General features: G+C 63.8%; 23 protein-coding genes and 2 tRNA genes. 10 read left to right on the forward strand and 15 right to left on the reverse strand.

Features of this window, described 5'->3' with window-relative positions; translation table 11 throughout:
- Positions 1-90 precede the first annotated feature (90 nt).
- Positions 91-1,725, reverse strand: coding sequence for an amidohydrolase (locus ZAL01S_RS03950; protein WP_066080071.1), 1,635 nt, complete (start codon positions 1,723-1,725; stop codon positions 91-93).
- Positions 1,726-1,895: 170 nt separating this feature from the next.
- On the opposite strand from ZAL01S_RS03950, the gene ZAL01S_RS03955 reads away from it, so the two are divergent.
- The 9 genes from ZAL01S_RS03955 to ZAL01S_RS03995 all read left to right on the forward strand — a co-directional run bounded on the left by ZAL01S_RS03955 (position 1,896) and on the right by ZAL01S_RS03995 (position 9,790).
- Positions 1,896-2,987 (forward strand): LacI family DNA-binding transcriptional regulator, encoded by a 1,092-nt coding sequence (locus ZAL01S_RS03955; RefSeq protein WP_066080074.1) that lies wholly within the window; start codon positions 1,896-1,898, stop codon positions 2,985-2,987.
- A 117-nt stretch (positions 2,988-3,104) separates the two neighbouring features.
- Complete coding sequence (locus tag ZAL01S_RS03960) at positions 3,105-4,478, forward strand: APC family permease (protein WP_244875323.1); 1,374 nt, start codon at positions 3,105-3,107, stop codon at positions 4,476-4,478.
- Between the two features lie 195 nt (positions 4,479-4,673).
- Entirely contained in the window at positions 4,674-4,970 is a 297-nt protein-coding gene (locus ZAL01S_RS03965) for a FeoA family protein (protein ID WP_066080076.1), read from the forward strand.
- Positions 4,971-4,979: 9 nt separating this feature from the next.
- Positions 4,980-6,974, forward strand: coding sequence for a ferrous iron transporter B (gene feoB / locus ZAL01S_RS03970; protein WP_244875324.1), 1,995 nt, complete (start codon positions 4,980-4,982; stop codon positions 6,972-6,974).
- Positions 6,974-7,513 carry a NifU family protein gene (locus ZAL01S_RS03975; protein ID WP_066080078.1) on the forward strand — a complete coding sequence of 180 codons (540 nt, stop codon included), beginning with the start codon at positions 6,974-6,976 and terminating at the stop codon, positions 7,511-7,513. Before feoB ends, ZAL01S_RS03975 begins: the two co-directional genes overlap by 1 nt.
- 114 nt (positions 7,514-7,627) lie before the next feature.
- Positions 7,628-8,425, forward strand: coding sequence for a TetR/AcrR family transcriptional regulator (locus tag ZAL01S_RS09720; protein WP_280464605.1), 798 nt, complete (start codon positions 7,628-7,630; stop codon positions 8,423-8,425).
- Complete coding sequence (locus ZAL01S_RS10585) at positions 8,415-8,738, forward strand: alpha/beta fold hydrolase (RefSeq protein ID WP_304956498.1); 324 nt, start codon at positions 8,415-8,417, stop codon at positions 8,736-8,738. The genes ZAL01S_RS09720 and ZAL01S_RS10585 overlap by 11 nt, the downstream gene beginning before the upstream one ends.
- Before the next feature lie 78 nt (positions 8,739-8,816).
- Positions 8,817-9,155, forward strand: coding sequence for a hypothetical protein (locus ZAL01S_RS10590; protein ID WP_244875326.1), 339 nt, complete (start codon positions 8,817-8,819; stop codon positions 9,153-9,155).
- A gap of 107 nt (positions 9,156-9,262) precedes the next feature.
- The gene (locus ZAL01S_RS03995; RefSeq protein WP_083523057.1) at positions 9,263-9,790 is read left to right on the forward strand and encodes a GNAT family N-acetyltransferase; all 528 of its coding nucleotides are present in this window, start codon (positions 9,263-9,265) and stop codon (positions 9,788-9,790) included.
- 284 nt (positions 9,791-10,074) lie between these two features.
- Here the strand turns inward: ZAL01S_RS03995 and ZAL01S_RS04000 are convergent, their stop codons facing one another.
- The 3 genes from ZAL01S_RS04000 to ZAL01S_RS04010 are packed head-to-tail and all read right to left on the reverse strand — an operon-like array spanning position 10,075 to position 12,702.
- A complete protein-coding gene (locus ZAL01S_RS04000) occupies positions 10,075-10,731 on the reverse strand; it encodes a methionine ABC transporter permease (RefSeq protein WP_066080085.1) in 657 nt (218 codons plus the stop codon).
- The gene (locus ZAL01S_RS04005; protein ID WP_066080088.1) at positions 10,731-11,801 is read right to left on the reverse strand and encodes a methionine ABC transporter ATP-binding protein; all 1,071 of its coding nucleotides are present in this window, start codon (positions 11,799-11,801) and stop codon (positions 10,731-10,733) included. The genes ZAL01S_RS04000 and ZAL01S_RS04005 overlap by 1 nt, the downstream gene beginning before the upstream one ends.
- A gap of 4 nt (positions 11,802-11,805) precedes the next feature.
- Positions 11,806-12,702: a MetQ/NlpA family ABC transporter substrate-binding protein gene (locus tag ZAL01S_RS04010; protein ID WP_066080091.1), complete on the reverse strand. Its 897-nt coding sequence runs from the start codon at positions 12,700-12,702 to the stop codon at positions 11,806-11,808.
- Between the two features lie 476 nt (positions 12,703-13,178).
- Between ZAL01S_RS04010 and ZAL01S_RS10475 the strand changes: the two genes are divergently transcribed.
- A complete protein-coding gene (locus ZAL01S_RS10475) occupies positions 13,179-13,589 on the forward strand; it encodes a DUF937 domain-containing protein (RefSeq protein WP_244875330.1) in 411 nt (136 codons plus the stop codon).
- Positions 13,590-13,684: 95 nt separating this feature from the next.
- Here the strand turns inward: ZAL01S_RS10475 and ZAL01S_RS04020 are convergent, their stop codons facing one another.
- The 11 genes from ZAL01S_RS04020 to dnaN all read right to left on the reverse strand — a co-directional run bounded on the left by ZAL01S_RS04020 (position 13,685) and on the right by dnaN (position 24,120).
- On the reverse strand, positions 13,685-14,197 hold the full coding sequence (locus tag ZAL01S_RS04020) for a hypothetical protein (RefSeq protein WP_066080096.1): 513 nt from the start codon (positions 14,195-14,197) through the stop codon (positions 13,685-13,687).
- A gap of 112 nt (positions 14,198-14,309) precedes the next feature.
- Positions 14,310-14,561: an LPXTG cell wall anchor domain-containing protein gene (locus ZAL01S_RS04025; protein ID WP_066080098.1), complete on the reverse strand. Its 252-nt coding sequence runs from the start codon at positions 14,559-14,561 to the stop codon at positions 14,310-14,312.
- Positions 14,558-15,019, reverse strand: a complete 462-nt coding sequence (locus ZAL01S_RS04030) for a hypothetical protein (protein WP_066080101.1) — start codon at positions 15,017-15,019, stop codon at positions 14,558-14,560. Before ZAL01S_RS04030 ends, ZAL01S_RS04025 begins: the two co-directional genes overlap by 4 nt.
- A 95-nt stretch (positions 15,020-15,114) precedes the next feature.
- Positions 15,115-15,187: transfer RNA gene (locus tag ZAL01S_RS04035), tRNA-Ala, on the reverse strand.
- A 32-nt stretch (positions 15,188-15,219) separates the two neighbouring features.
- Positions 15,220-15,293 (reverse strand) — tRNA-Ile (locus ZAL01S_RS04040).
- Between the two features lie 337 nt (positions 15,294-15,630).
- Positions 15,631-16,050, reverse strand: coding sequence for a DUF3566 domain-containing protein (locus ZAL01S_RS04045; protein WP_066080106.1), 420 nt, complete (start codon positions 16,048-16,050; stop codon positions 15,631-15,633).
- An 11-nt stretch (positions 16,051-16,061) separates the two neighbouring features.
- Complete coding sequence (gene gyrA, locus ZAL01S_RS04050) at positions 16,062-18,770, reverse strand: DNA gyrase subunit A (RefSeq protein WP_083523046.1); 2,709 nt, start codon at positions 18,768-18,770, stop codon at positions 16,062-16,064.
- A gap of 51 nt (positions 18,771-18,821) precedes the next feature.
- Entirely contained in the window at positions 18,822-20,978 is a 2,157-nt protein-coding gene (gyrB, locus tag ZAL01S_RS04055) for a DNA topoisomerase (ATP-hydrolyzing) subunit B (RefSeq protein ID WP_083523047.1), read from the reverse strand.
- A gap of 285 nt (positions 20,979-21,263) precedes the next feature.
- Positions 21,264-21,758, reverse strand: a complete 495-nt coding sequence (locus ZAL01S_RS04060; RefSeq protein ID WP_066080110.1) for a DUF721 domain-containing protein — start codon at positions 21,756-21,758, stop codon at positions 21,264-21,266.
- Entirely contained in the window at positions 21,755-22,981 is a 1,227-nt protein-coding gene (gene recF / locus ZAL01S_RS04065; RefSeq protein WP_066080113.1) for a DNA replication/repair protein RecF, read from the reverse strand. Before recF ends, ZAL01S_RS04060 begins: the two co-directional genes overlap by 4 nt.
- A complete protein-coding gene (gene dnaN / locus ZAL01S_RS04070; protein WP_066080116.1) occupies positions 22,981-24,120 on the reverse strand; it encodes a DNA polymerase III subunit beta in 1,140 nt (379 codons plus the stop codon). Before dnaN ends, recF begins: the two co-directional genes overlap by 1 nt.
- Positions 24,121-24,369: the final 249 nt, after the last annotated feature.

Genomic DNA, 24,369 nt, shown 5'->3' on the forward strand with positions numbered 1-24,369 from the left:
GGGTGCTGAATCGTGACAGCGCTGTGGGAGCGCTGCGTCGTTTGCTCGTCGACGCCCACTCAGCCGGGCGCAGCCGCGAGTGAGCATCGCCTAGCCGCGGCGGTAGGCGATGCGTCCCTCGACCACCGTCGCCATGACGGTAATGTCGGCAAATGCCTGCGGATCAATGGCGAAGGGGTCGCCCGCAAACACCGTGAAGTCCGCCGCGCTGCCCACCTCGAGCGATCCGCCGTTCCAGTCGATCGAGCGGGCACCGTTGTGGCTCGCACTTTCGATCGCCGCCGAGACCGAGATCGCCTGCTCGGGGCCGATCTGCAGCGAGTCAGGTTCGTTGTGGCGGCGGCGAAGGGCAGCGTCCGCAATGGTTCCGCGCGGGTCGAAGGGCGCAATCGGCCAGTCAGAACCGAGCGCGACGGTGACGCCGCCGCGGCGGACATCGCCGATGCGCCAGCCGAGGTTCACACGCTCATCGCCAAGGCGCTCCGACCAGGTGTCCTGGCGGTAGGGATCCGTGTAGAGCGTGCAGTGCGTCGGCTGCATGCTTGCGACGATGCCGTGCTTGGCCATGAGCTCGATCACCTCGTCGGCAACCACCTCGAGGTGTTCGATGCGGTGAGTGATCGAGCCATCGAGCGTGGCAAGGGTTTCGGCTGCGTAGCGCACGCCGCGGTCGCCGATGGCGTGGGTGGCAGTTGCGATGCCGGCCTCGTGGCACTGACGGATGCGACGTGCGTACAGCTCCGGGTCCGACCAGGTGGAACCGAGGCACTCCCCCTGCGAGTCGGGGTGCTCAAGCCAGGCGCTGCCGCCGTCGATCGTACCGTCGATGAAGAACTTCATGCCCTCCACGCGCCAGCGGCGGCCGTGCGTGCCGATCTTCGCGATCGTCGCGTCCACCTCGTCGTCGGACTGTCGCGGTTCACACCACGGCGAGATGCGCAGGCGCACGGGAAGATCGCGCTCGTGCTCAATCGTTTCAAGCATCTCGAGGGCGTTCGGGGTGCGGAGGTCCAGCGCGTGCACCTGGGTGATGCCGGTCGCGGCCATCTCGTCGAAGAGGGCCGAGAGGCGTTCTGCCTGTTCCTCGATGGGTGGCGTGGGAGCAAAGGGGCGAACCGTGTCGATCGCCGAGAACTCGAGGAGGTATCCGCTTGGGCGGCCGTCTGGTCGGGAGGTGATCTCGGAGCCGTCGGCGAAGGTGACCCCCGCGGTGACCCCCGCGATGCGGAGCGATTCATCCGAGACGATCGCTGAGTGCGCGTCAAACATCGTCACCCACGCTGCGCGGGATGCGCCTGCCGCCTCGGTGAGGAAGTCGTTCGTGATGGGTCCGTCGAACACGGCCGGGTCGAGGCCGTAGCCGAAAAGCCATTCGTCATCCGCCAGCCCTTCCTGCTCGGTGCGCAGGCGAGTGATGACCTCCTCGAGCGTGTCCGCTCCGGCAAGATCGCAGCCGCGGATCATCTCGAGACCCCAGATCGGATGCGAGTGCGCGTCGATGAGCCCCGGCGTCAGAGTCGCGTCGCCGAAGTCGATGACGTGCACGCTCGCTTCAGCCGGTGCGAGGTCTCGCGCGCGGCCGACGGCACGAACAACGCCGTCGACGACGAGCACGCCGGCGCCGCCGTCGATGAGGGTGCCTGCCTGCTCACCTTCCTGGCCTTCGGTGGTCGTGGGGATCCACACGCGCTCGGCGAGGTAAAGGACACGGGATGCTGCTGACACGGCGACTCCTTGCACTGCGGTCATCGTTGACCAGTCCGCGATGGCACAGGCACGACATCGCGAGAACTAAATCGTGTTAGCAAGGGAAGGTACCGGGTTCTCCACAGCCCGGTCAAGCTACCTGTGGAGAAATCCCGCGACATCCCGGCGAAGTTGCTACCTTTCACGGCATGAACGGCACTCCACGAAACTCACGGGCGACCCTCACTGATGTCGCGTCCCTCGCGGGCGTCTCGCGGACCGCAGCGTCGTTCGCGCTCAACGGCAGCGGCCGGGTGTCCCAGGCGACCATCAAGAAGGTCCACGACGCCGCCCGCAAGCTCAATTACACGCCAAACACAGTGGCGCGGAACCTCCGAGGCGCACGTCTTGGCATGATTGCGCTGCACCTTCCGCCCGACGCTTCAAGCTTTGTTTACTACTCGGAGATCACCGGCGGCGTCGTGGATGCCGCGAGCGCAGAGGGCGTGCTCGTCGTGCATTTGCCGACTGATCCGAAGCACGTGGAGCAGGCACTCCTCCAGGTCGACGGCGTCATCGTCGTGGATGCGACCGACAACGACCCGAGCCTCGCCACGATCCTCAGCAGCTCGCTCCCGGTCGTCGCGGGCGAAGCGACACCGGCGCTGCTGCCGGCTCCCGATGTCGTGATCGCCTCTGATCACCGGGCTGGTATCCAGCAGTTGCTCAATCACCTCGAGGCCCGCGGATGCACGTTCCCGGCACTCATCGCGCCGCATGCGACCACCGCGTGGACGCGTGAGACGCGCAGCGGCTACCAGGAGTGGTGCCGCCAGCGAGGTATCCCGGTCGAGATCGTCGACACGAGTTTTCCGAGCAAGCCGGACGAGGTTCAGATCGCCACCGATGATCTCTTGCGGCAGGTTCCCGAGATCGACGGCGTCATCACGCTCACGGACGGCACGGTCTTCACAGCCATCACGACCGCCCTCGCCCACGGCCGCACGATCGGCAAGGACTTCCTCGTCGCATCCGCTGTTGACTCGATTTTGCTCGAGCACACGACCCCGTCGGTGACGGCCCTTGACCTCACTCCGCACGTATTCGGTGAACGCTGCACGAGGGAGTTGCTGCAACGGATTCGCGGGGCTGCGACTGGTTCCAGCGCAGGCACCGCGAGCGCCAACTCCAAGCCCCGCACGCTCAATCACCCGATCTCTCTCAACGTCCGTTCCTCGACGCGCGGTGAAGGCCTGAACATGGAGATCTACCTCACGGGCCAGCGTTTGATCACGCCGTGAGTTCATTCCGATTGCTTGATTTGCTAAAACGATTCCGCTAACTTCTCTGGCAACGTCAACGACGACGTCGCGGTCCCTTCAACGACGAGGTGGAGCGCCCATCCCGAGGAGGCCATCGTGAGCACCACGATCACGGAAACCCGATTCGCCACCGCAAACCCCACCGCTCCCACGCAGCAGCCCGTCACGCTGAAGCGTTCGCTGAGCACTCCTGCACTCGTCATCTTCGGTCTGTCGTACATGGTGCCGCTCACCGTCTTCAGCACGTACGGCATCGTGACTGACACCACCCAGGGCCACCTCCCGATGGCGTACCTCATCACGACCCTGGCCATGCTTGCGACGACGCTCACCTACGCGTCACTCGCAAAGGCTCTGCCGATCTCGGGCAGCGCCTACGTCTTCACGCGCAAGGCCTTCGGCCCGCACGTCGGCTTCCTCTCGGGATGGTCGCTGCTCGCCGACTACCTGCTCCTGCCGGTCATCAACTACCTGCTCATCGGCATCTACCTCAACGCGCAGTTCCCGGCGCTTCCCGCCTGGGGCATCACCCTCGCGATGATCATCATCGTGACGACGCTCAACATCCTTGGCGTCCACGTCGTGAAGACCGCGAACCTCGCGCTCATCGCGCTGCAGACGGTGTTCATCGCGGTGTTCATTGCCCTCTGCATTGCGAACTTTGCCCCGGGTGTTGAACCGATTCAGCCGTTCATCTCGGCCGATATGTCGTGGGCTGGCATCCTCTCTGGTGCATCGATTTTGGCGCTCTCGTTCCTCGGCTTCGACGCTGTCTCGACGCTGTCGGAAGAAGCTAACGATCCGAAGCGCACCGTCCCGCGCGCGATCGTGCTCACGACCGTCATCGGCGGCCTCACCTTCACCGTGCTCTCGTGGTTCGGCCACATGGTCTTCCCTGATTGGCAGAACTTCACGAACCTCGACACGGCGTCGATGGATGTCATGACGCGCGTCGGCGGGAAGTTCCTCGAGATCTTCTTCCTCTCGGCCTACATCTCGGGTGCCTTCTCCTCGGCGATCGCCTCGCAGGCTTCGGTTGCGCGACTGCTCTACTCGATGGGCCGCGACCACATCCTCCCGAACCGCATCGTCGGTGGTGTGAACGCGCGGTTCCGCACGCCAGTAGGTGCGCTCCTCGTGACGGCCGTGTTTGGCCTCCTTGCGCTCGTGCTCGACCTGGATGTCATCGCCTCGATCATTAGCTTCGGCGCCCTCGCCGCGTTCTCGCTCGTCAACCTCGCCGCGATCAAGCACTTCGTCCTGGATGAGGGTCGTCGCGATCCACTCTCCCTCATCCGTCACCTCGTGCTCCCAGTCATCGGCTTCTGCCTGACGCTGTGGCTCTGGACGAGCCTGAGTGGCGTTTCGCTCACCGTCGGTGGTGTGTGGGTGGCGATCGGCCTCACCTACCTGGCGATCATCACGAAGGGCTTCAGGAAGCGGCCTCCGGCCGTCCACTTCGACGACTAAGGCACGCGACGTCTCACCAAGTCGGCACCCACTCCCCCGTCAGCCCCGCACGGTCCGCACGCATCCCCTCGGATACTGCGAACCGTGCGGGCTAACACGTTTCAGCAATCCGGGACTTTCGCGAGGGGCGAGAGATGGTTAGGCTTACCTAAGTAATCGCGGGCCCCGCTCGCGTCCCCTTCGAAAGAAGCCCTGATGACCGCAACCGCTGAGACGCTCTCGGCAGTTCCCACCACCCAGATCGCGGACGCTCGTCCGCTCGGGCAGCTTCGCTGTGGCGAACGCGGCGTCATCTGTAACATGGCCGCCCTCGGGGATACGCAGATGCAGGAGCGGATGCGTCAGCTCGGCTTTGTCGAAGGCCGCGAAGTGGAGCTCGTCCGCCGCGCCCCGCTCGGCAGCCCCGTCGTGGTGCGCGTGTGCGATGCGCAGATTTGCCTGCGCCGCGCCCAGACGAACCTCATCACGGTGTCCCAGGCGCCGACCGCCTAGCCTCCGCCCGTGTCGATTCTCGATCCAAGCTGCCACCCAAGCAACGCCCCGAACCAGGGACGCACGGCACGTGCAACCGCATCCGCTGACGGCACGATCGCCCTCATTGGTGCGCCGAACTGCGGCAAGACTTCGCTCTTCAATCACCTGACGGGCCTCCGCGCAAAGACCGGCAACTACCCGGGCGTGACCGTCACGCGCAGCGTCGGCACACTCAATGTCGCCGGCAAGCGCTTCCTCGTGGAAGACCTCCCCGGCTCTTATTCCTTGACGCCGATGTCGCCCGACGAGCAGGTCGTGACCGATGTGCTCGATGGCCGCATTGAGGGGGTCGACCGCCCGGACGCGCTCCTCGTTGTGGCGGATGCGACGACACTTCGCCGATCGTTGGTGCTACTTGCCGAAGTGCTGCGCCGCCACGAACCGACCGCCCTCGTGCTCACGATGACGGACGAGCTGCGACGACGAGGCGGAAGCCTGGACGCTGCAGCGCTCTCGCGCGCGCTCGGCACCCCGGTCATCACGGTCATCGCGAACCGCGGCATCGGTGTGCCGGAACTGCGTCGCCTCATCACCGAATGGGAGCGCTGGAGCGAGCCGCCGCTCGACCCGCCGAGCGATGCGAGTGAGCTCAGCGGCTGGACTGAATCGATTTTGCAGGCGGCAGGCTATTCCTCGCCAGCGCCGGATCCCCACACGGAGCGGATCGACTCCGTGCTCCTGCACCCGCTCTGGGGCACGATCGTGTTCTTTGCGACGATGTTCGTGTTCTTCCAGGCGCTCTTCACCTGGGCTGCACCGGTTCAAGACCTCATCGAGACTGGCTTTTCGACCCTCTCGGGAGCTGCCCGAGACGCCATCCCCGACCCGACTTGGGGTGGCCTTGTCGCGGACGGCATCATCGGCGGTGTCGGTGCCGTGCTCGTGTTCTTGCCGCAGATTCTCCTCATGTATCTGCTGCTCGCCGTGCTCGACTCAGTCGGATACATGGCCCGTGCCGCGTTCCTCATGGATCGCATCATGAGCGGCGCCGGTCTGGAAGGGCGAGCCTTCGTCGCTGTGCTCTCTTCGTTCGCCTGCGCCATCCCGGGCATCATGGCGACCCGCACGATCCCTTCGAGCCGCGACCGCATCGCAACGATGCTCGGTGTACCGCTCGCGACCTGCTCGGCGCGACTGCCCGTGTACCTCTTGCTTGTGGGGATGCTCGTCCCCGAGGATGCCTGGTTCGGCCCGGTCTCTGGCCGCGGCCTCGTCATGTTTGGCATGTACCTCCTCGGCGGCATCTCGGCGCTCGTCGCGGCGTGGGCGGTCAAGAAAATCACCGACCGGTCCGGTCACGTGCTGCCCTTCTACATGGAGCTGCCGCCGTATCGCTTCCCCACCCCGCGCTCGGTTGGCATCGCGATGTGGGAGCCGACGAAGGCGTTCGTCCGTAAGGCTGGAACGATTGTGCTCGTCGCGACGATCGCAATTTGGGCGCTCACGAATCTGCCGGTGCCGTCGAGTGCGCAACTTGCTGAGGCGGACGTGGATGCCTCGGATGAGGCAGCCGTCGCGCAGTGCACGATTGAGCACTCCCCCGCTGCCGCGATCGGTAAGGCGATGGAGCCGGTGTTCGCGCCCCTCGGGTTCGACTGGCGCGTGAACATCGCGATCGTGGGTTCGCTCGCGGCCCGCGAGGTGGCGGTGTCAACGCTCGGCCAAATCGCTTCAGCAGGCGACCCCGAGGACGAGTCGAGTGTCGCCGAGCAGCTGCAGACGTGGACCTACACGGATGGTCCGCGCGCGGGTGAACCGGTGTTCACTGCGGCCACGGTCACGGCGATGCTCTTGTTCTTCGCCTTCGCGCTGCAGTGCATGTCGACGGTCGCGGTCATGCGACGCGAGTCCGGCGGCTGGAAGTGGCCGGGCATCGCCTTCACATACATGCTCGTGCTCGGCTGGACGGCTGGGTTCCTCGGGCACACGGTCGTGACGTGGATGTCGGGTGGCGGCCGCTGATGGCTGTGCCCACGGGAGCAATCCCGCTGCATCCTGAACCGACCGATGATCCGCAGACCCTGCGCTGGGTAGCGCCGCTTGACCGAGTGCCCTTTGCGGGCTTGATCGATTCAGCGCCCGGATTCGCTGAGCTTCACGACGTTGTCTCTCGACTGGAGGCGGTCCCCGGCTCGGTGCTGGTGACCCTCGCCGAGGGGTGTTCGTGGCGGCGCGAGGGCGAACGCATCCGGCAGGCGCTCATTGCGGCGCTCTCGCATCCCGAACGCTGGGTTCCCGGTGAGGGTGCCGTCGTGCTTGATGCGGACGGTGTGTTGCGCTCGGTCGCCGAGGAGCTTCTTGAGGGTCCGATCGGTCAGATCGCGGCCGTCCACGGCGGATCGATTCAGCTCGTGGATGCCCGGGATGGCGTCGTCTCGGTGCGGATGCACGGCGCGTGCCGCGGCTGCTCAGCAGCATCCATCACCCTGCACCAGCGCCTCGAGCGCGACCTCGCCCGCCGCGTCCCCGGCTTCGAGCGCGTCGTCGACACAGACTCATAAGAGTCAGGAGCGACGTTGATGATTGGCCCACCCTCCATTACGACACGCAACGTGTCGTAATGGAACAAGTCACCGACCCGCGGGCGTCCCCGCGATCCAGAGCTCCATCGTCGAATCACCGCGGCCGTCCTCGAACTCTTGGGCGAGAAGGGCTACGAGAAACTGACCTTCGAAGCCGTCGCAAAACGTTGTCAGACCTCAAAGACTTCGTTGTACCGACGCTGGTCGTCAAAGCGCGAAATGGTGTTGGCCTCCATCAAAGATGGGCCCGCCCAACATTCATCTGCTCCGTTCAGCCTGGGCATGAGCTTGCGCGACGACCTCTTGGCGCTCATGAACAGGCTCAAGCACACCCTCACCGAATCAAACGCGAACACAGCCTTCATGTTGCTCAGCGCAGGCCTTGAAGATCCCGAACTCTGTGATGCTATTGAGCAAACCATGGGTCCCACCGCTGCGCGGCTTCCGCGCGAAGTCATCGACGCGGCGATCCAGCGAGATGAGCTCAGCGAAGAAGCTCATCCATTCGCATACGAAGAAGTGGTCGGCGCCGCTCTTCTCCTTCGACATGCGAACGGACTCGCTCTCGATCACCAGTACCTTGAGGCACTTGTCGATGGTGTTGTCCTCCCTGCCTTGACCACCTCACACCATCACACAAACCTCCCCGCGGGCCTCTTCTCAGGCCATCCCGACTCCACGACAGACGCAGCTAGCGAGGAGCTCCCGCGACCTCATTCACCATCGACAACTTCACCTACCGATTCCAGGCAAAGACAATGTGAACCTCAACGTTGCAGTTGGGGGTCAAGGACCTGCCCTTGTGCTGCTACACGGATTCCCGCAGACGCACTACATGTGGCGTACCGTGGCTTAGCTTCTCGCTGCACATCACACCGTTATCGCACTTGACCTCCGCGGATACGGGAAGCGTGACAAACCCATTGCTGATGACCCAGCTACCTATTCGAAACGCACCATGGGCGATGACATTGTTCACATCACTCGTTCCCTCGGCATTCACCGCTTCGGTGTCGTCGGGCATGATCGCGGAGCCCTCGTGGCTGTCCGAGCTGGCCTCGATCATCCCGAGGAGATCACCTTCCTCGGAATTCTGGATGTCTTGCCAACCCTCGACGCCTGGGCAGTCTTGCAGGGGTCCACGCCAAGGTTGCTTGGCACTTGTATCTCATGGCCCAGCCAGCCGGTCTGCCTGAGAAGATGATCGCGGCAGTCGCCCCAGAGTTTTACAGCTCGTTCCTGGACGCGTGGGACCCCACGGGGGAAGACGTTCACACCCGAAGTGCGTGCTTACTACATCGAAAGCTCGATCCAGGCCACCAACTCGATCGTCGCTGCCTTTCGTGCGACCGCCGGCATTGCCCTGGACATGGACACAGCAGACCGCAAAGCAGGAAAACAGCTCACCATGCCAGTCGCCGTCATCTCACAAGATTGGGGTGGACAACTCGTGTTCGACGCCGCAACGCTGTGGCGAGCGTGGGCACCCAACTTCACGTACCAATCAACGTCCAGCGGACATTTCGTGGCGGAAGGGAATCCTGACGAGATTGTCGCGTTCATTCGCGAACTCGACGGGCGTGCGCGCCAAAACAACGAGAGCGACAGTCCCTGTCAGTGATTCCGCGTGTAAAAGGGCCAAGAGATTGAAGATGTCAGGCCCCATTCGGACTTCCGTCACATGGAAGAGCATTCATTCCGATGCATCCAACAGATATTGTGACGTGCATGCTTGAAACTGAACGACTCCGCCTTCGGCGTCCAACAGTCGACGATGTTGATGCCCTCTTTCTTATTCATTCCGACCCACGCACCTATGCACATGCACCCGAGCTAGCAATGTCATCGTGCAAGGATGCAATGTCACTCTTCTTGTCTTGGGATGCTTCGTGGAACGAAGATGGCTGCGGCTATTTCATCGTTGAACAACTGACGGGCACAGTGATCGGATGCTGCGGTCTGCGTCACTCCGCACTCGGTGGACAGCTTGTATTGAATACGTACTATCGCTTCATCCCAGAGTTTCACGGCCACGGCTATGCACGTGAAGCGGTAGCCGCGGCCATCGACTGGACACGTCGCCGACACCCATCGCTACCGATCGTTGCAGTCGTTGCACCGTCAAACGCGAGTTCTCGGCGCCTCGCCGAGCGGCTCGGTTTTGTCGAAAACAGCATCACAGATCCACCGCTTCCAGTCGAAACCGAGGAACTCATGTTCCCAAATGACATCGTCTACCGGCTTCCTGCCGCCTGATCAGCACCCGCTCCGCATACCCACCCAAAATCTGTGCCAAATGGTCGGTGTTGCCACAAATGTGAGGCCGCACCGACCATTTGGCACAGAAAAGTCGGGGGCTGCGGGCCGAGAGCTGAGGACCGAGGACCGCTGACCGGTGGGGCGGCCGCTCGGGGTCCACGCCACGCAACGCCACCACACAGCAGCCTCCCCGCCGCGACGAGGCACGGCGGGGAGGCTGCTGGGAGTGGGGGCAGGTCGGGCGTGCAGCCCGAGCGGCCAGAACCGGCGAGCGCGAGGCCCTAGCGGCGCATGACGCGGCGGGCGAGCCAGTTGCCGAGGAACTGCACGATCTGCACGAGCACGATGATGACGAGCACCGCAGACCAGGTGACGATCGGATCGAACTGTCGGTAACCCCACTGGATCGCGAACTGACCGAGGCCGCCACCGCCGACATAGCCCGCGACCGCCGACATGTCGACGAGGGCCACGAAGATGAAGGTGTAGCCAAGGATGAGCGGTCCGAGCGCCTCCGGAAGGATGACCGACCAGAGCGCGCGGAAGCGTCCCGCACCCGCAGCCCGAGCTGCCTCAATGACACCCGGAGTGACCGTGAGCAAGTTCTGCTCGACGATGCGCGAAATACCAAAGGTTGCCGCGAGCGAGATCGCGAAGATCATGGCCGGGTCGCCGATACCCTTACCGACCACGATGCGCGCGAGCGGCTGGACAGCGGCGAGGAAGATGATGAACGGGATCGGGCGGAAGAAGTTCACGATGAGGTTCAACACCGTGTGCACGATCGTGTTTTGGTAGAGCCCGTCGCGTCGGGTCACGTAGAGCGCGATGCCGAGAAGGAGGCCGAAGATACCGCCGAAGAGGAGGCTCGTCGACACGAGGCCGAGGGTCTGGAAGGCAGCCTCAGCGAGCTTTGGTCCGAGCTGGTCGTAATCCATTACTCCGCTCCCCCTTCACGAATCGTGGCACCGGCTGAAGCCGCACCAAGGTAGGTCACCGTCGCAACCTCCGCAATTTCGCGGAGCGTGCGCTCGATGGCATCCGATTCACCCTCCAGTTCGAAGGTGAGGTGACCAAAAGAGCGGCCGCGGATGTCCTGCACGCCGCCGGCCACGAGCTCGACGTCAATGCGCGCCGCACCGAAGCGGCGGAACAGGTCGCGCTGGTCGACATCCCCGTCGCGGAACGAGACGGTCGCAAGATGCCCCGGATGACGCTCCCGCAAGAGCGCCAGTGAGTCGCCCTGCGGAACGCCCTCAACGATCGTCTCCACGAAGCGCGCCGTGGCCGGATTCTCTGGCTTCGAGAACACGTCGAACACCTTGCCCGACTCGACGATGCGGCCCTTCTCCATGACCGCAACATCGGTGGCGATGCGCTTCACGACATCCATCTCGTGCGTAATGACGATGATTGTGATGCCAAGCTCTTCGTTCGCGCGCTTGAGGAGCTCGAGCACGTCGCTCGTGGTCTGCGGGTCGAGCGCGCTTGTCGCCTCATCGGCGAGGAGGATCGCGGGCTTCGTGGCGAGCGCACGGGCAATACCCACGCGCTGCTTCTGGCCGCCCGAGAGCTGGTCGGGGTGGGCGTTCGCCTTGTCGGCAAGCCCAACCCACTCAAGGAGTTCCGCGACGCGCGCCTCACGCTCAGCCTTCGGCCACTTCGCAAGATGCAGCGGGTAGGCGATATTGCCTGCGACCGTGCGCGACGAGAAGAGGTTGAACTGCTGGAACACCATGCCGATGCCGGAACGGAGCTTGCGCAGCCCCCGCTCGGACAGCTTGGTGATGTCGGTGCCGTCGACGATCAGCTCACCGCTCGAGACGGGCTCGAGGGCGTTGATGAGGCGAACGAGGGTGCTCTTCCCCGCGCCGGAGTATCCGATGATGCCGGTGACCGAACCTGCTTCGATTTCCAGCGTCACCCCATCAACGGCGCGGATGGGCTCCACGCCGCGTTTGGGAGCCGGGTACTCCTTGACGACATCCCGGAACTCAATGAGAGGCATATGCCTACTTGCCTGCCTTTTCGTAGTCGGCCTGGGTCTTCTGCAGCACCTCAAGCAGCTCCGCGGTGGGAGTGGTGAGGGGCTCTGCCGCGCCGTTCGCGTGTTCAACGAGGCCGTCGGTGGTGGCCTTGTCGTTCTGGAAGATCTCGACGAGCTTGAGGTAGGTGGGGTTGTCCTTGTCCTCAGCGCGCGACACAAAGACATTAATGTATGGCTTTGCCGTGTCGGCGTTCGGGTCGTCCTGAGCGATCGCGTCGGTGGGCTTCAGGCCAGCTTCGTCGAGGAAGTTCTGGTTGATGACGGAGCCTGCAACGTCGGGGAGGGTCGTGCCGGTGAGGGATGCCTCGATGGGGCGAACGGTGACCTTCGACTCGGCGGCGATGATGTCGTCCGGGCTCGAGAAGGGCGAGCCGCCGTCCTTGAGCTTGAGCAGGCCTGCCTGCTGGAGGACGAGGAGGGCACGTGCCTGGTTCGATTCGTCGTTCGGGATGGCGATCTCGGAACCGGAGGGGATCTCGTCGGTCGACTTGTACGTCTGCGAGTAGAGGCCGAGCGGGTAAATGGCGGTTGCGCCGATCGGGGTGAGGTCGTCGCCAGCGCTCACGTTGTACTGGGCGAGGTAGATGAGGTGCTGGAACTCGTTGAGGTCGATCTCGCCTGCCGCGAGTGCCGGGTTCGGCTGCGAGTACTCGGCGAAGTCGACGAGCTCGACCTCAATGCCCTGCGCCTTCGTGGCCTCCTTGTAGTGCTCCCAGTAGGGGTCGGATGCGTTCGTGACGCCGATGCGGACCGGGCGGTCAACGCCGGGGGTGCCTTCGTTGCCGCCCGCGCTACACGCCGAGAGGCCGAAAGCGAGCGCGAGTGCGCTGGCGGCGGCCACAACCTTTGCAAAACGTGACAAGAGAAATCCTTTCGGTGGCCGGAGTTACGGGTCTACTCCGGGCGATGGCTCCAGCGTAGAAAGGACCCCCGACATCGGCATCTCAGGTCGTCGCATGACGTAACAGAACGCGTCATGCGGGTGCCTGCCTCCGGAAATTTGGCAGATTTTGGACCCTCGAGGCCATATGTGGCTCGAACCACCGCGATCTGCCAAGTTTTCGCCATCCATCCGCAACGGCACCTCTCCAGAATTGGTCAGTGTTCGGACCTTCGCGCCCATATGTTGCTCGGACCCCCGATTTCTGACCATTTCTGTCATGCACCCGCCAGCCTTGTCCAGACCGATGCGGTGTCCTGGGTGGAACGCGCCCCGACCGGGCTGACACGAAAGGCGGACTATGTCCGAGCTTCAGAGCCTCATCTAGCAGATCCCGACGAATCAGATCGCGCCCAAATTGGCGAGTCACCCGAGGAGATACAGCGCGCGATCAACACATCCCGACGCTCCTCTCGGGCCTCGAGGCCAATGCACAAGACCCCGCCGGCGAGTGCTCGATCCTTGAAGCGCTCGAGCAGCACGATCCGGCGCTCGTGGAGGGCGGCGTTGACCCGAACCAGATCGACACCGCGGACGGTGACAGGATCGCCTCGCACGTGTTTGGTCCGCGCCGCGACCAGGTGATTGAACGCTTGAGCTTGAACGGTGCCGGCTCCTCGGGGCTCCTGCAGATGCTCCTGCCGATTCTTGCGCCGATTGTGCTGTCGTTCCTTATGCAGCAGCTGCAGAAGAAGATGGGCGGCGGTGCTGCTCCGCGTGACCCGCAGGGCGGCGGAGCTCAGGGCGGCGGCATCGGCGACATTCTTGGTGGTGTCCTCGGGGATCTCCTCGGCGGCGGCCGCCGCTAAATCGGTTGAGCGGTCCCTCGAACTCGCAGAAGCAGCACAACTGACACAGGGCGCAACACGTCCCAGCACCGAAGGCGGACGTGTTGCGCCTAGACCTATGAGTTCGGGCCGCGGTGGCGCCAGCTCTGGTCGCGTGACATCTTCTGTACGTAAGGCCCAAGTTCTCTCCGTAGAACGAATCCCACCAAGAGGAGGAGAACGGCGATGAGAGCGAGGACCCCTCCGAGGATGAGGTTGCCAATGAAGTCGGGGTTGACATTCGTGTCACCGGCAAGCTGACCCATCGCGTAGAGATTCACGCCGAGCACGAGCGCGCTGTAGATCAAGAGCGTGCCGCCAGCGACGAGTGCCGAGAAGGCTCCTTCGCCTCGCCCCGTCAGCTTTGCGAGCAGAATCCCGAATCCAAGGAGTGCAAGGACCGGCCCAAGTGTGATGCCCCACCAGAACATTTGGGCGTTCGTTTCGGGGAGGCCAAAGAGGCCGTATTCCCTGATCGCGTGGGTTTCTGCGAGAGCGTTCTGGACCATGATGATGCCGATGGCAGCAAGAACGAACCCTGCGACGAGGTTCCGGAACGTCCGTCCGATGAGCGCCAAGACCAATGACATGGTTTGAGTGTGCCGGATGCTGTGTGCCGCACCATCCGCCAAACGCGTGAGATGCAGTCGCCCAGTGGGGCGCATTCGCGTGCTCCGGGATGGTGGCGGGCTGGCCAGTGTTCTAGCGAGATTCGCCTCGTTTGAGGAGTGCAAGCCAGAGCACGCTAAGGAGCCCCGCGATGCCCGCGATGCCGGTGACGACGAACCACATTTCGGTCTGCTCGCCAGTCCATCCTTGAATCCAAAGCTGGCCGAAGGTCGTGATGCAGAACGCGATGACGGTCACGAGAAAGCAGATGACGACAAGCCACGCCACGATCGGCTGGAGTCGTTCGCGGAGGCTCGGCTTCGGCTCGTTCTCGTTACTCGTCATACCTCTAGTGTCTCGCAGTCCGTCGTCGGCTGCTTCCGGCCTAGCTCGTAGGGACCGTGAGCGGGTTTACTCCGAGGCTGATCCTGAGCAAGGTCGAGCCAGGTGATCTCGCCTGGTCCCGGAAGTCTCGGGGCCAGTGCTCGCCACTCGGCCACACACGTCTCGATCACGGTCGCGGGTTCCGCGTCCGTGGGGATAAAGCTGGTGCTGTCGATCCGACCCGCCCGAACATCGCCGCGGGCAACGAGCCTCACGAAGATGTCCATCGCCTGCTCGGTGATCACGTGGGGATTCTGTAGTCCCGATTCGACGAGGACGCTCACGATGTCGGCGGGGCTCAGCCAGTCATCTTCGCCTCGGCGAAGCACTGCGCGTTCGTGCATGGTTAGTGAGGAAGCGCGCCAAGTCTCCATCGCTTCGGGCGTCGCGATGCGGTGCAGCTGGGGTGGACGCGTCATGTCACCATCGTCGCGCACGAAAGCGAGTCCGTGCTTGAGGCAGGAACACCAGACAACCAAACGAAAGAGGGCCCCTTTCGGGGCCCTCAAACTTGTGGAGCCTAGGGGATTCGAACCCCTGACATCCTGCTTGCAAAGCAGGCGCTCTACCAACTGAGCTAAGGCCCCGTTATGGGAAATCACTGCCGGAGCAGTGACCGTGGGGCTACCAGGACTTGAACCTGGGACCTCTTCATTATCAGTGAAGCGCTCTAACCGCCTGAGCTATAGCCCCGTACCGTCGCGCAAGCGACTTCCCTACCTTACAGCACATCCTCTTGAGCGCCAACTCCGCGTGTCACGTGGTCCCGAGGCATCCCTGCACGACGCTCACGCGCCTCCCGAGCACATCCCAACCACCGGAAAATTGCGCCCAAACTGTCCGTGCGTCGCCAACGTTTGGCACCGGACGGACAGTTTGGCATCTCAAGCAGAAGAGTAAGCGGCCCGGGGGGCGGGATGCGTCAGCGGAGGGATGCGGGAGGACGCCGTCCGGGACGCGACGGCACAGGGCGGGATGCGTCAACGCGGGGATGCGCGATGACCCGCCCCGGACCTCCGGCCCCTGACTCCTAGCCGTTCGTGTAGCCGAAGACGATGCCGCCGGTGACGCGCACCGTGAGGTTGTAGAGGAACGCGCACACGGCCGCGAGTGCCGGGTAGACGATGAAGTTGAGCAGGCCCACCCCGCCAGCAAACATGAGCAGCTGCGGCAGGTTGATGAACTTGTCGATCGTCACCGCATCCGCTCCACCCTTGTTGCCGGTGACGTCGTTGAGAAGCTGGTTCACCGAGTTGATGACACCGGTCTGCTCAAGCAGGAGCCACAGCAGCAGGGTCACGACGAGCCCGATGATGAGCGCGCATCCCGCGAGCAGCAGCGCGAGCTTTACGACCGACCAGTAGTCGATGTGGACCAGGCGCAAACGCACCTGCTTACTGGCGGTCTTGCGGCTCGTCTTCTGGGCAAGCCGGTCTGCGACGCTCGTCATTCAGCGGTCCCCTATTCCGTATCGTCGTCGTCGGATGAAACAGTCTCCGGCGATGCATCCGAGTCTGTCACACCATCCGCACCCGACTCGTCTGCCGCGCGAGTGACACCGTCGTCATCCGAGGAGGATGCGATGCCGACGACCGCCGCAGCGGCGGCATCCACCGATGCATCCGGCTGAGCTTCCGAACCCGAGACAGCATCGGAGCCTGAACCCTCGTTGTCAGCCGCGTCATCCTCATCCAACGCCCGGTCCGAGTTGCGTGCGATCGAGATCACGTGGTCCCCAGCCGCCATGCGCGCGAAGGTGACCCCCATCGTGGTGCGGCCCTTCGCCGGCACTTCGGCGACATCCGAGCGGATAACCTTGCCGGAGGCGAGAATCACGAGCGCCTCGTCGTCCTCGTTCACGAGCAGCGCACCGGCGAGGTCACCGCGGTCATCCGTGAGCTGCGCGACCTTGATGCCGAGGCCGCCTCGCTTCTGCACACGGTACTGCTCAACGAGCGTGCGCTTCGCGTAACCACCCTCGGTGATGACGAACACGCTCTGCGCGGGATCGTTCATGACCGCCGCCGCGAGCAACTCGTCGCCTTCGCGGAACGACATGCCCTTCACACCCGAGGTCGAGCGACCCATCGGGCGCAGTGCCTCATCGGTTGCGTTGAAGCGCAGCGACATGCCCTGCTTCGAGACGAGGAAGATGTCGTCCGTCGCATCCACAAGCATTGCGGCCACAAGTTCGTCGCCCTCGCGCAGATTGACGGCGATGATGCCGGCCTGGCGGTTCGTGTCGTACTCCGAGAGGCGCGTCTTCTTCACGAGACCCGAACGGGTGGCAAGCACGAGGTACTCGGCCTGCTCGTAGTTTTCGACGTCGAGGATCTGCGCGACTTCTTCGCCCGGCTGGAGGGCGAGGAGGTTCGCAATGTGCTGACCCTTCGCATCCCGGCCGCCCTCGATGAGCTCGTACGCCTTCGCGCGGTACACGCGGCCAAGGTTCGTGAAGAACAGCAGCCAGTGGTGCGTGGTCGTCACGAAGAACTGGCTCACAATGTCGTCAGCCTTCAGCTGCGCACCGCGCACGCCCTTGCCGCCGCGGTGCTGCGAACGGTAGGCGTCCGAGCGGGTGCGCTTGATGTAGCCGCCACGCGTGACGGTGACGACCATTTCCTCTTCGGGGATGAGGTCTTCGATCGACATTTCGCCGTCTCCACCGGGGATGATGTGCGTGCGGCGCTCGTCGCCGAAGCGGTCGACGATCTCCTGCAGCTCTTCCGAGATGATCTCGCGCTGACGCGTCGGCGAGGCGAGGATCTCCTTGTATTCGGCGATGAGGCGCTCGAGGCGGTCGGCCTCGTCCTGAATCTTCTGGCGCTCCATCGCGGCGAGGCGACGCAGCTGGAGGTTGAGGATGGCGCTCGCCTGCAGCTCGTCCACATCGAGCAGCTCCATGAGGCCCTTGCGCGCGTCGTCGACGGTCGGCGAGTTGCGGATGAGCGCGATGACCTCGTCGAGCATGTCGAGTGCCTTGAGGTAGCCGCGCAGGATGTGGACCTCGTCCTCGGCCTTCTTGAGGCGGAACTCAGTGCGACGAACAATGACCTCAACCTGGTGCTGCACCCACGCGGTGATGAAGCCGTCGATCGGGAGCGTGCGCGGCACACCATCGACGATGGCGAGCATGTTCGCGCCGAAGTTCTCCTGCAGCTGCGTGTGCTTGTACAGGTTGTTGAGCACGACCTTCGCGATCGCGTCCTTCTTGAGGACAATCACGAGGCGCTGACCGGTGCGACCCGAGGATTCGTCGCGGATGTCGGCGATGCCCTGGATGCGGCCATCCTTCACGAGCTCCGCGATCTTCATCGCGAGGTTGTCGGGGTTCACCTGGTACGGCAGCTCGGTGACGACGAGGCAGGTGCGGCCGTGGAGTTCTTCGATCGAGACGACGGCGCGCATCGTGATCGAACCGCGGCCCGTGCGGTAGGCGTCCTCGATGCCCTTGCGGCCGAGGATCTGCGCACCGGTCGGGAAGTCCGGGCCCTTGATGCGCTGGATGAGCGCCTCAAGCAGCTCTTCGCGCGAAGCATCCGGGTTCGCGAGGTGCCACTGGGCGCCCTCAGCCACCTCACGCAGGTTGTGCGGCGGGATATTCGTGGCCATACCGACCGCGATACCCACCGAACCGTTCACGAGCAGGTTCGGGAACCGTGCCGGAAGGACGGTCGGCTCCTGGGTCTGACCGTCGTAGTTGTCCATGAAGTCGACGGTGTTCTCGTCGATGTCACGGACCATCTCCATTGCGAGCGGCGACATCTTCGTCTCGGTGTAACGGGGGGCTGCAGCGCCGTCGTTACCGGCCGAACCAAAGTTGCCCTGACCAAGCGCGAGCGGGTAGCGCAGCGACCACGGCTGCACGAGACGAACGAGGGCGTCGTAGATCGCCGAGTCACCGTGCGGGTGGTACTGACCCATCACGTCACCGACGACGCGCGAGCACTTCGAGAACGACTTGTCGGGGCGGTAGCCGCCGTCGAACATGCCGTAGATCACGCGGCGGTGGACGGGCTTCAGGCCGTCGCGCACCTCAGGGAGGGCTCGACCCACGATGACGCTCATCGCGTAGTCGAGGTAGGAGCGCTGCATTTCCAGCTGCAGGTCGACCTGCGAAATGCGGTCGTTCTTGGGCTCCTGGGTCTCGAGCTCAGTCTCGTCAGTCATGTTTCACCTTGCGTCGTTCGTCGCGGAAGTCTGTCTCGGGCACAGGGCCGGTTAGATGTCGAGGAAGCGCACGTCGTGTGCGTTCTGCTGGATGAAGGCGCGGCGCGAGTCGACGTCCTCACCCATGAGCGTGGCGAAGACCTCGTCGGCGGCTTCTGCGTCGGCGACCGTCACCTGGAGGAGCTGACGCGTCTCCGGGTTCATCGTCGTCTCCCAGAGTTCCTGGTAGTTCATCTCACCGAGACCCTTGTAGCGCTGGATGCCGTTGTCCTTCGGGATGCGCTTGCCTTCCGCGCGGCCCTTCTCGAGCAGGCCGTCGCGCTCCTTGTCGGAGTAGGCGTACTCGTGATCAGCGTTTGACCACTTGATGCGGTAGAGCGGCGGCTGTGCGAGGTACACGTAGCCGAGCTGGATGAGCGGGTTCATGTAGCGGAAGAGGAGCGTGAGCAGCAGCGTCGTGATGTGCTGGCCGTCGACGTCAGCATCCGCCATCAAGATAATCTTGTGGTAGCGGACCTTCTCGGGGTCGAAGTCGTCACCGAGGCCAGCACCGAAGGCGGTGATCATCGCCTGTACTTCCGCGTTCTGGAGGGCCCGGTCGATGCGGGCCTTTTCGACGTTCAGGATCTTGCCGCGGAGGGGCAGGATCGCCTGGGTTGCGGGGTTGCGGCCCTGGACGGCCGAGCCACCTGCCGAGTCACCCTCCACCATGAAGATTTCGGATTCGGCGGGGTTCTTCGAGGAGCAGTCCTTGAGCTTGCCGGGCATTCCGCTCGATTCGAGCAGGCCCTTACGGCGGGTCTGTTCGCGGGCGCGGCGGGCGGCAAGGCGGGCGGCGGATGCCTGGGTGGCCTTCCGAACAATGTCCTTCGCGGTGGCCGGGTTTCGGTCGAACCAGTCCTGGAGTGCCTGGCCGAGCTCGCGCTGCACGTAGGACTTTGCCTCCGTGTTGCCGAGCTTCATCTTCGTCTGGCCCTCGAACTGCGGTTCACCGAGCTTTACGGAGACGACCGCGGCAAGACCTTCGCGGACGTCGTCACCGGAGAGGTTTTCGTCCTTCTCCTTGAGGAGATTCTTTTCGCGAGCGTAGCGGTTGATGACCGTCGTGAGTGCGGCGCGGAAGCCTTCGAGGTGCGTGCCGCCCTCCTTCGTGTTGATCGTGTTTGCGAAGGAGTGGATGGATTCGGAGTACGCCTCGGTCCACTGCATGGCGAGCTCGAGCGAGATGCGACGCTCGGTGTCTTCGGCGAGGACCTCGATGATCTCGTCGTGTACCGGCTGGATCTTCTTGCGGCTGACGAGGTGCTGAACGTAGTCGACGAGGCCGCGGTCGAACTTGAAGACGGCCTTGCGGGGGCCCTTCGACTCCTTGGCTGCCTCGGGCTGGGTCTCGCCTTCGGCGAGGGCCTCGGCCGTCTCGGTGGCTTCCTCTTCCGTGGACTGTTCGGTCTCGGATTCGGTGATGTCGGTAACCGAGCGGATGCCGGAGACGTTCTCGAGCTTCGACTGGTCGCGCTCGTCAATAAGCGTGATGCGGAGCCCTCGGTTGAGGAATGCCATCTGCTGGAAGCGCTGGCGGAGCACCTCGTAGTCGTACTCAACGGTCTCGAAGATGTCGGAGTTCGCTTCGAAGGTGATCTCGGTGCCGGTCTCGTCGGTTGCCTCACCCTTGCGGATGGGGCCGGTGGGGACGCCGTTTTCGAAGTCCATGGCCCACTCGAAACCGTCGCGCTTCACGCGAGCCGAGAAGGTGAAGGAGAGGGCGTTCACGACGGAGGAGCCGACACCGTGCAAACCACCCGAGACCGCGTATCCGCCGCCGCCGAACTTGCCGCCGGCGTGGAGCTTCGTGAGGACGACCTCGAGCGTGGAGATGCCCTCGACCGGGTGGGTTTCGACCGGAATACCGCGGCCGTTGTCGGTGACGCGCACCCGACCGTCGGCGAGGATCTTCACCTCAATGTCGTTGCAGTAGCCCGCGAGCGACTCGTCGACCGAGTTGTCGACGATTTCGTAGACGAGGTGGTGGAGGCCCTCGGGACCGGTCGAACCGATGTACATGCCGGGGCGCTTGCGCACGGCTTCAAGGCCTTCGAGTACCTGAATCTGGCCGGCGCCGTAGCTCGCCTCGACCTTGGTGGTGCCCTTCAGCTGGTGATCCTTGTGATCCTTCGGCTGCTCGGGCTGGCCGGTCGATGCATCGGTCATGTTGGCGGGCTCCTTTGGGGGTTGCGAGCGTCGTACGCAGGGAGAGCCGTCAGCTCACCCCAAAATACGGACCCTCCATGCTACCGCGAAAGCCCAATTTTCCGGGGCCTGACGGGCCCTGGAGGCGATGAATTTTGGCCAACAAGGGGTATTTGGGGGTAAATCTTCCGTTACGCCCGTCAGCGCTAGGACTGAGGTGCTCGAGATCTCGATACGGGCTACGCCCTACTCGATCCGGCGATGCCGGGCAACGCCCGGTGTATCGAGACCAGCGGCGGGAGCGACCTAGCCGTAGGTGTCTCGGACTCCTCGGCCCGGGACGGACCGCCGACCGTGCTTCCACGAAGGCGCCCCGGGATTCAGGAACTGGATGGACGTCATCCCCGCATCCGGGCACGCCTGCACGCACTTCGTCACGAGGCTTGTGCGGAGGGTGCGCAGCTGCGTCGCCCATGCCGTCGAGTCGCACTGGACGACAAGCACTCCCTTATCCAAGTGCAGCGCCACCGCATGCTGCGCGACCTCCGCGCCCACAATCTCCGGCCACCGCGTAACAAGATCCGCCTCCGCAATCGGCTTCGACCAGGAGAAGGTCGTGAGGAGTCGGTCGAGCGCATCCCCAACCGCAACCGGGTCGCGTCCCGGGCCAAACGGCTCCGATCGCTCGTCATCCCCCGCGGTCTCTTCCGCCTTGAGGCGTCGAAGTCGCGCGCGGAGCGAGGTCGTTTTGCCGCCAAACACTTCGCGGAAGTGCGCATACACCTCGGCTGCTTCACTCACGAGGCATCACCTGCTGAGGTCTCCTCGGTACCGCGCGCGGGTTCGGCATCCGGTACCGGCACGATGTGGCCGGAACGGATGTGGATGGCATGATGTCGCAGCGCATCCGGCACGTCCTCGAGCACTGCCGCTGTGATGAGCACCTGCTCGAACTCGCCGATCGCCTCGGCGAGACGCGAGCGGCGCCGGGCATCGAGCTCAGCGAACACATCATCGAGGATAAGCACCGGGTCGCCCGCGCGAGACTCCCGACGCACAAGTTCTGCCGCCGCAAGCTTCAGGGCGAGGGCAAAGGACCACGATTCCCCGTGGCTTGCGGTCACGCGTGCGGGCAGGCCGTTGAGCCAGAACACGGCGTCGTCGCGGTGGGGCCCGACGAGACTGATCCCGCGGTCGAGTTCACGTGGACGAAGCTCCTCGAGGCGTGCGGCGAAGCGCTCCTCAATCTCCTCGAGAGTGATGTCGCCGCCGGTTTCGAGGTGCGAATCCTCATCTTGTTCGTCAGTAATGACGCTGCCGGCGTGGGCAAGGACACTCAGGCGCATGCTGAGCCCTGCGCCGTGATCTTCACCGACGAGGCGTGCATAGGCGGCTTGCACGTAGGGCGTGAGTTCCGCGGCGAGCTGGATGCGAGCGGCAACCAGCTGTGATCCCAGGCCGACGAGTCGGTCATCCCACACTTCGAGCGTCGCGAGTTCTGCGCCGCGTGTGCCCGTCGCCCGAGCGGACTTCAGGAGGGAGTTCCGCTGCTTGAGGACCCGCTCGTAGTCCGACATGACCGTGGCGAGGCGAGGCGATCTGGTCGCAATGAGTTGGTCGAGAACATCGCGCCTCGTGGACGGGTCGCCGCGCACGAGCGACAAGTCTTCAGGCGCAAAGAGCACCGTCGTGAAGTACCGCGGCAGCTCCCGCGCCTTGACCGTGCGCCCGTTCACCTTCGCCGTGTTCGAGCCCGATTTCTGCACGCGCACGTCGATCGACATGGAGCGCTGTTCGTGACGAAGCTCGCCCCGAACAATCGCAAACTCGGCGCCGTGGCGCACAAGCGCGGCATCCGAGGACACCCGATGTGAGCTCAGCGTCGCGAGATACCCGACGGCCTCGACAAGATTCGTCTTGCCCTGACCGTTTCGGCCGACGAGCAGCTGCGGGCCCTCGCCGAACTCGAGTGACGCTCGCTCATAGTTGCGGAAGTCGACGAGCTCGAGCTTGGAAATCCGCACTAGCGCATGAGGAGGTTCGGCTGCAGGAGATAGCGGAAGGAAGCGCTCTCGCCTGCATCACGCGAGGTCTGCGCGGTGAGGAGCACCGGGCCAGGCTTCGAGGGGTTGTCGGTGTTCGTGAACGCGATACGCACAAACTCGGCGTGGATCGCGCCAACACCGTCGAGGAGGAACTGGGGCTTCAGCGAAATGACAATGTCGTCGCCCTGCAGGGTCGAGTCGATGTCTTCGCTTGCCTGGGCCTGCTCCGAACCGATCGCCTCGAGGGTCGTGCCATCCTGCGCGAAGGTGAAGCGGAGAGCTGCCTCACGCTCGATGACGATCTGCACGCGGCGAACCGCATCCACGAGCTCCGACACCTGCAGCACTGCGTAGCGCGGGGTCTCGCTCGGGAACAGACGCTCCACCGGCGGGAACTTGCCGGCGATGAGGTTGCTCGTGACGGTGCGGTTGTTCGCGGTGAAGGCGACGAGGTGACGCTCTTCGATCGTGACGTAGGTGATCGTGACGTGCTCGGCCGAACCGAACGCCTTACCCACCTCGGAGAGGGTCTTCGCCGTGACGAGGGCGCTCACCGGCTCCGAGAATTCGCTCTCCCACTCGAGCTGACGCACCGCGACACGGTAACGGTCGGTGGCGACAAGACCGAGCTCGTCCGTGCCAAGGGTGAGGTTCACACCCGTGATGACCGGGGCGACATCCTCGCGGGATGCGGCAACCGCAACCTGCGAGACGGCCTCAGCAAAAGCCTGACCCGACACCTTGCCGGAGACACCCGACACCTCTGGAAGCTTCGGGAACTGCTCAAGCGGCATCGTCGGCAGGTGGAACGAGGCCGAACCACAGCGGATCTGCACGCCAGCGTCATCGAGCGACACCTCAACCGGAGCCATCGGGAGGCGGTTCGCGATCTCGTTGAGGAGGCGGCCCTGGACGAGCACGGTGCCGATCTCGTCAATCTCAGCCTTGACGTTCGTGCGGCTCGAAGTCTCGTAGTCAAAGGACGAGAGCGAGAGCTGGCCGTCGGTGGCCTCAATCATGACACCACCGAGGATCGGCGAGGTCGGGCGCTGGGGCAGCAGCTTCACGACAAACGACACGGCGTCGCTGAAGAGGTCACGATTGACGACGAACTTCACGGCTGATCCTCTCGTAGGGGCATCCCATCGTACTTGTCCAAGCTGTCTTTCGTTTTGCGAGCGCTTGGAACGCTCGAACGACAAGTTGTGCACATGTCATCGATTCAAAAAGAAGAGATTGGGATTTGTCGTCTTCCTCGTAGCCCGTGTGGAAACTGTGGACAAGTGCCGAGTTCGCTGTCCTCTCGAGGGAACTACATCCGTGAAAGATGTGGTTTGAGCGTGGATCGATTGTTGAGGCTCGTGCGG

The sequence above is a fragment of the [Zimmermannella] alba NBRC 15616 genome (genome assembly GCF_001570905.1).
Lineage (GTDB): Bacteria > Actinomycetota > Actinomycetes > Actinomycetales > Microbacteriaceae > Pseudoclavibacter > Pseudoclavibacter albus.

What these genes read in the sequence shown, in the direction of transcription:
- ZAL01S_RS03955 (WP_066080074.1), top strand. Translation starts at nt 1,896, where the DNA reads ATGAACGGCACTCCACGAAACTCACGGGCGACCCTCACTGATGTCGCG.
- ZAL01S_RS03965 (WP_066080076.1), top strand. Translation starts at nt 4,674, where the DNA reads ATGACCGCAACCGCTGAGACGCTCTCGGCAGTTCCCACCACCCAGATC.
- ZAL01S_RS03975 (WP_066080078.1), top strand. Translation starts at nt 6,974, where the DNA reads ATGGCTGTGCCCACGGGAGCAATCCCGCTGCATCCTGAACCGACCGAT.
- ZAL01S_RS03995 (WP_083523057.1), top strand. Translation starts at nt 9,263, where the DNA reads ATGCTTGAAACTGAACGACTCCGCCTTCGGCGTCCAACAGTCGACGAT.
- ZAL01S_RS04000 (WP_066080085.1), bottom strand. Translation starts at nt 10,731, where the DNA reads ATGGATTACGACCAGCTCGGACCAAAGCTCGCTGAGGCTGCCTTCCAG.
- ZAL01S_RS04005 (WP_066080088.1), bottom strand. Translation starts at nt 11,801, where the DNA reads ATGCCTCTCATTGAGTTCCGGGATGTCGTCAAGGAGTACCCGGCTCCC.
- ZAL01S_RS04020 (WP_066080096.1), bottom strand. Translation starts at nt 14,197, where the DNA reads ATGTCATTGGTCTTGGCGCTCATCGGACGGACGTTCCGGAACCTCGTC.
- ZAL01S_RS04025 (WP_066080098.1), bottom strand. Translation starts at nt 14,561, where the DNA reads ATGACGAGTAACGAGAACGAGCCGAAGCCGAGCCTCCGCGAACGACTC.
- ZAL01S_RS04030 (WP_066080101.1), bottom strand. Translation starts at nt 15,019, where the DNA reads ATGACGCGTCCACCCCAGCTGCACCGCATCGCGACGCCCGAAGCGATG.
- ZAL01S_RS04045 (WP_066080106.1), bottom strand. Translation starts at nt 16,050, where the DNA reads ATGACGAGCGTCGCAGACCGGCTTGCCCAGAAGACGAGCCGCAAGACC.
- gyrA (WP_083523046.1), bottom strand. Translation starts at nt 18,770, where the DNA reads ATGACTGACGAGACTGAGCTCGAGACCCAGGAGCCCAAGAACGACCGC.
- gyrB (WP_083523047.1), bottom strand. Translation starts at nt 20,978, where the DNA reads ATGACCGATGCATCGACCGGCCAGCCCGAGCAGCCGAAGGATCACAAG.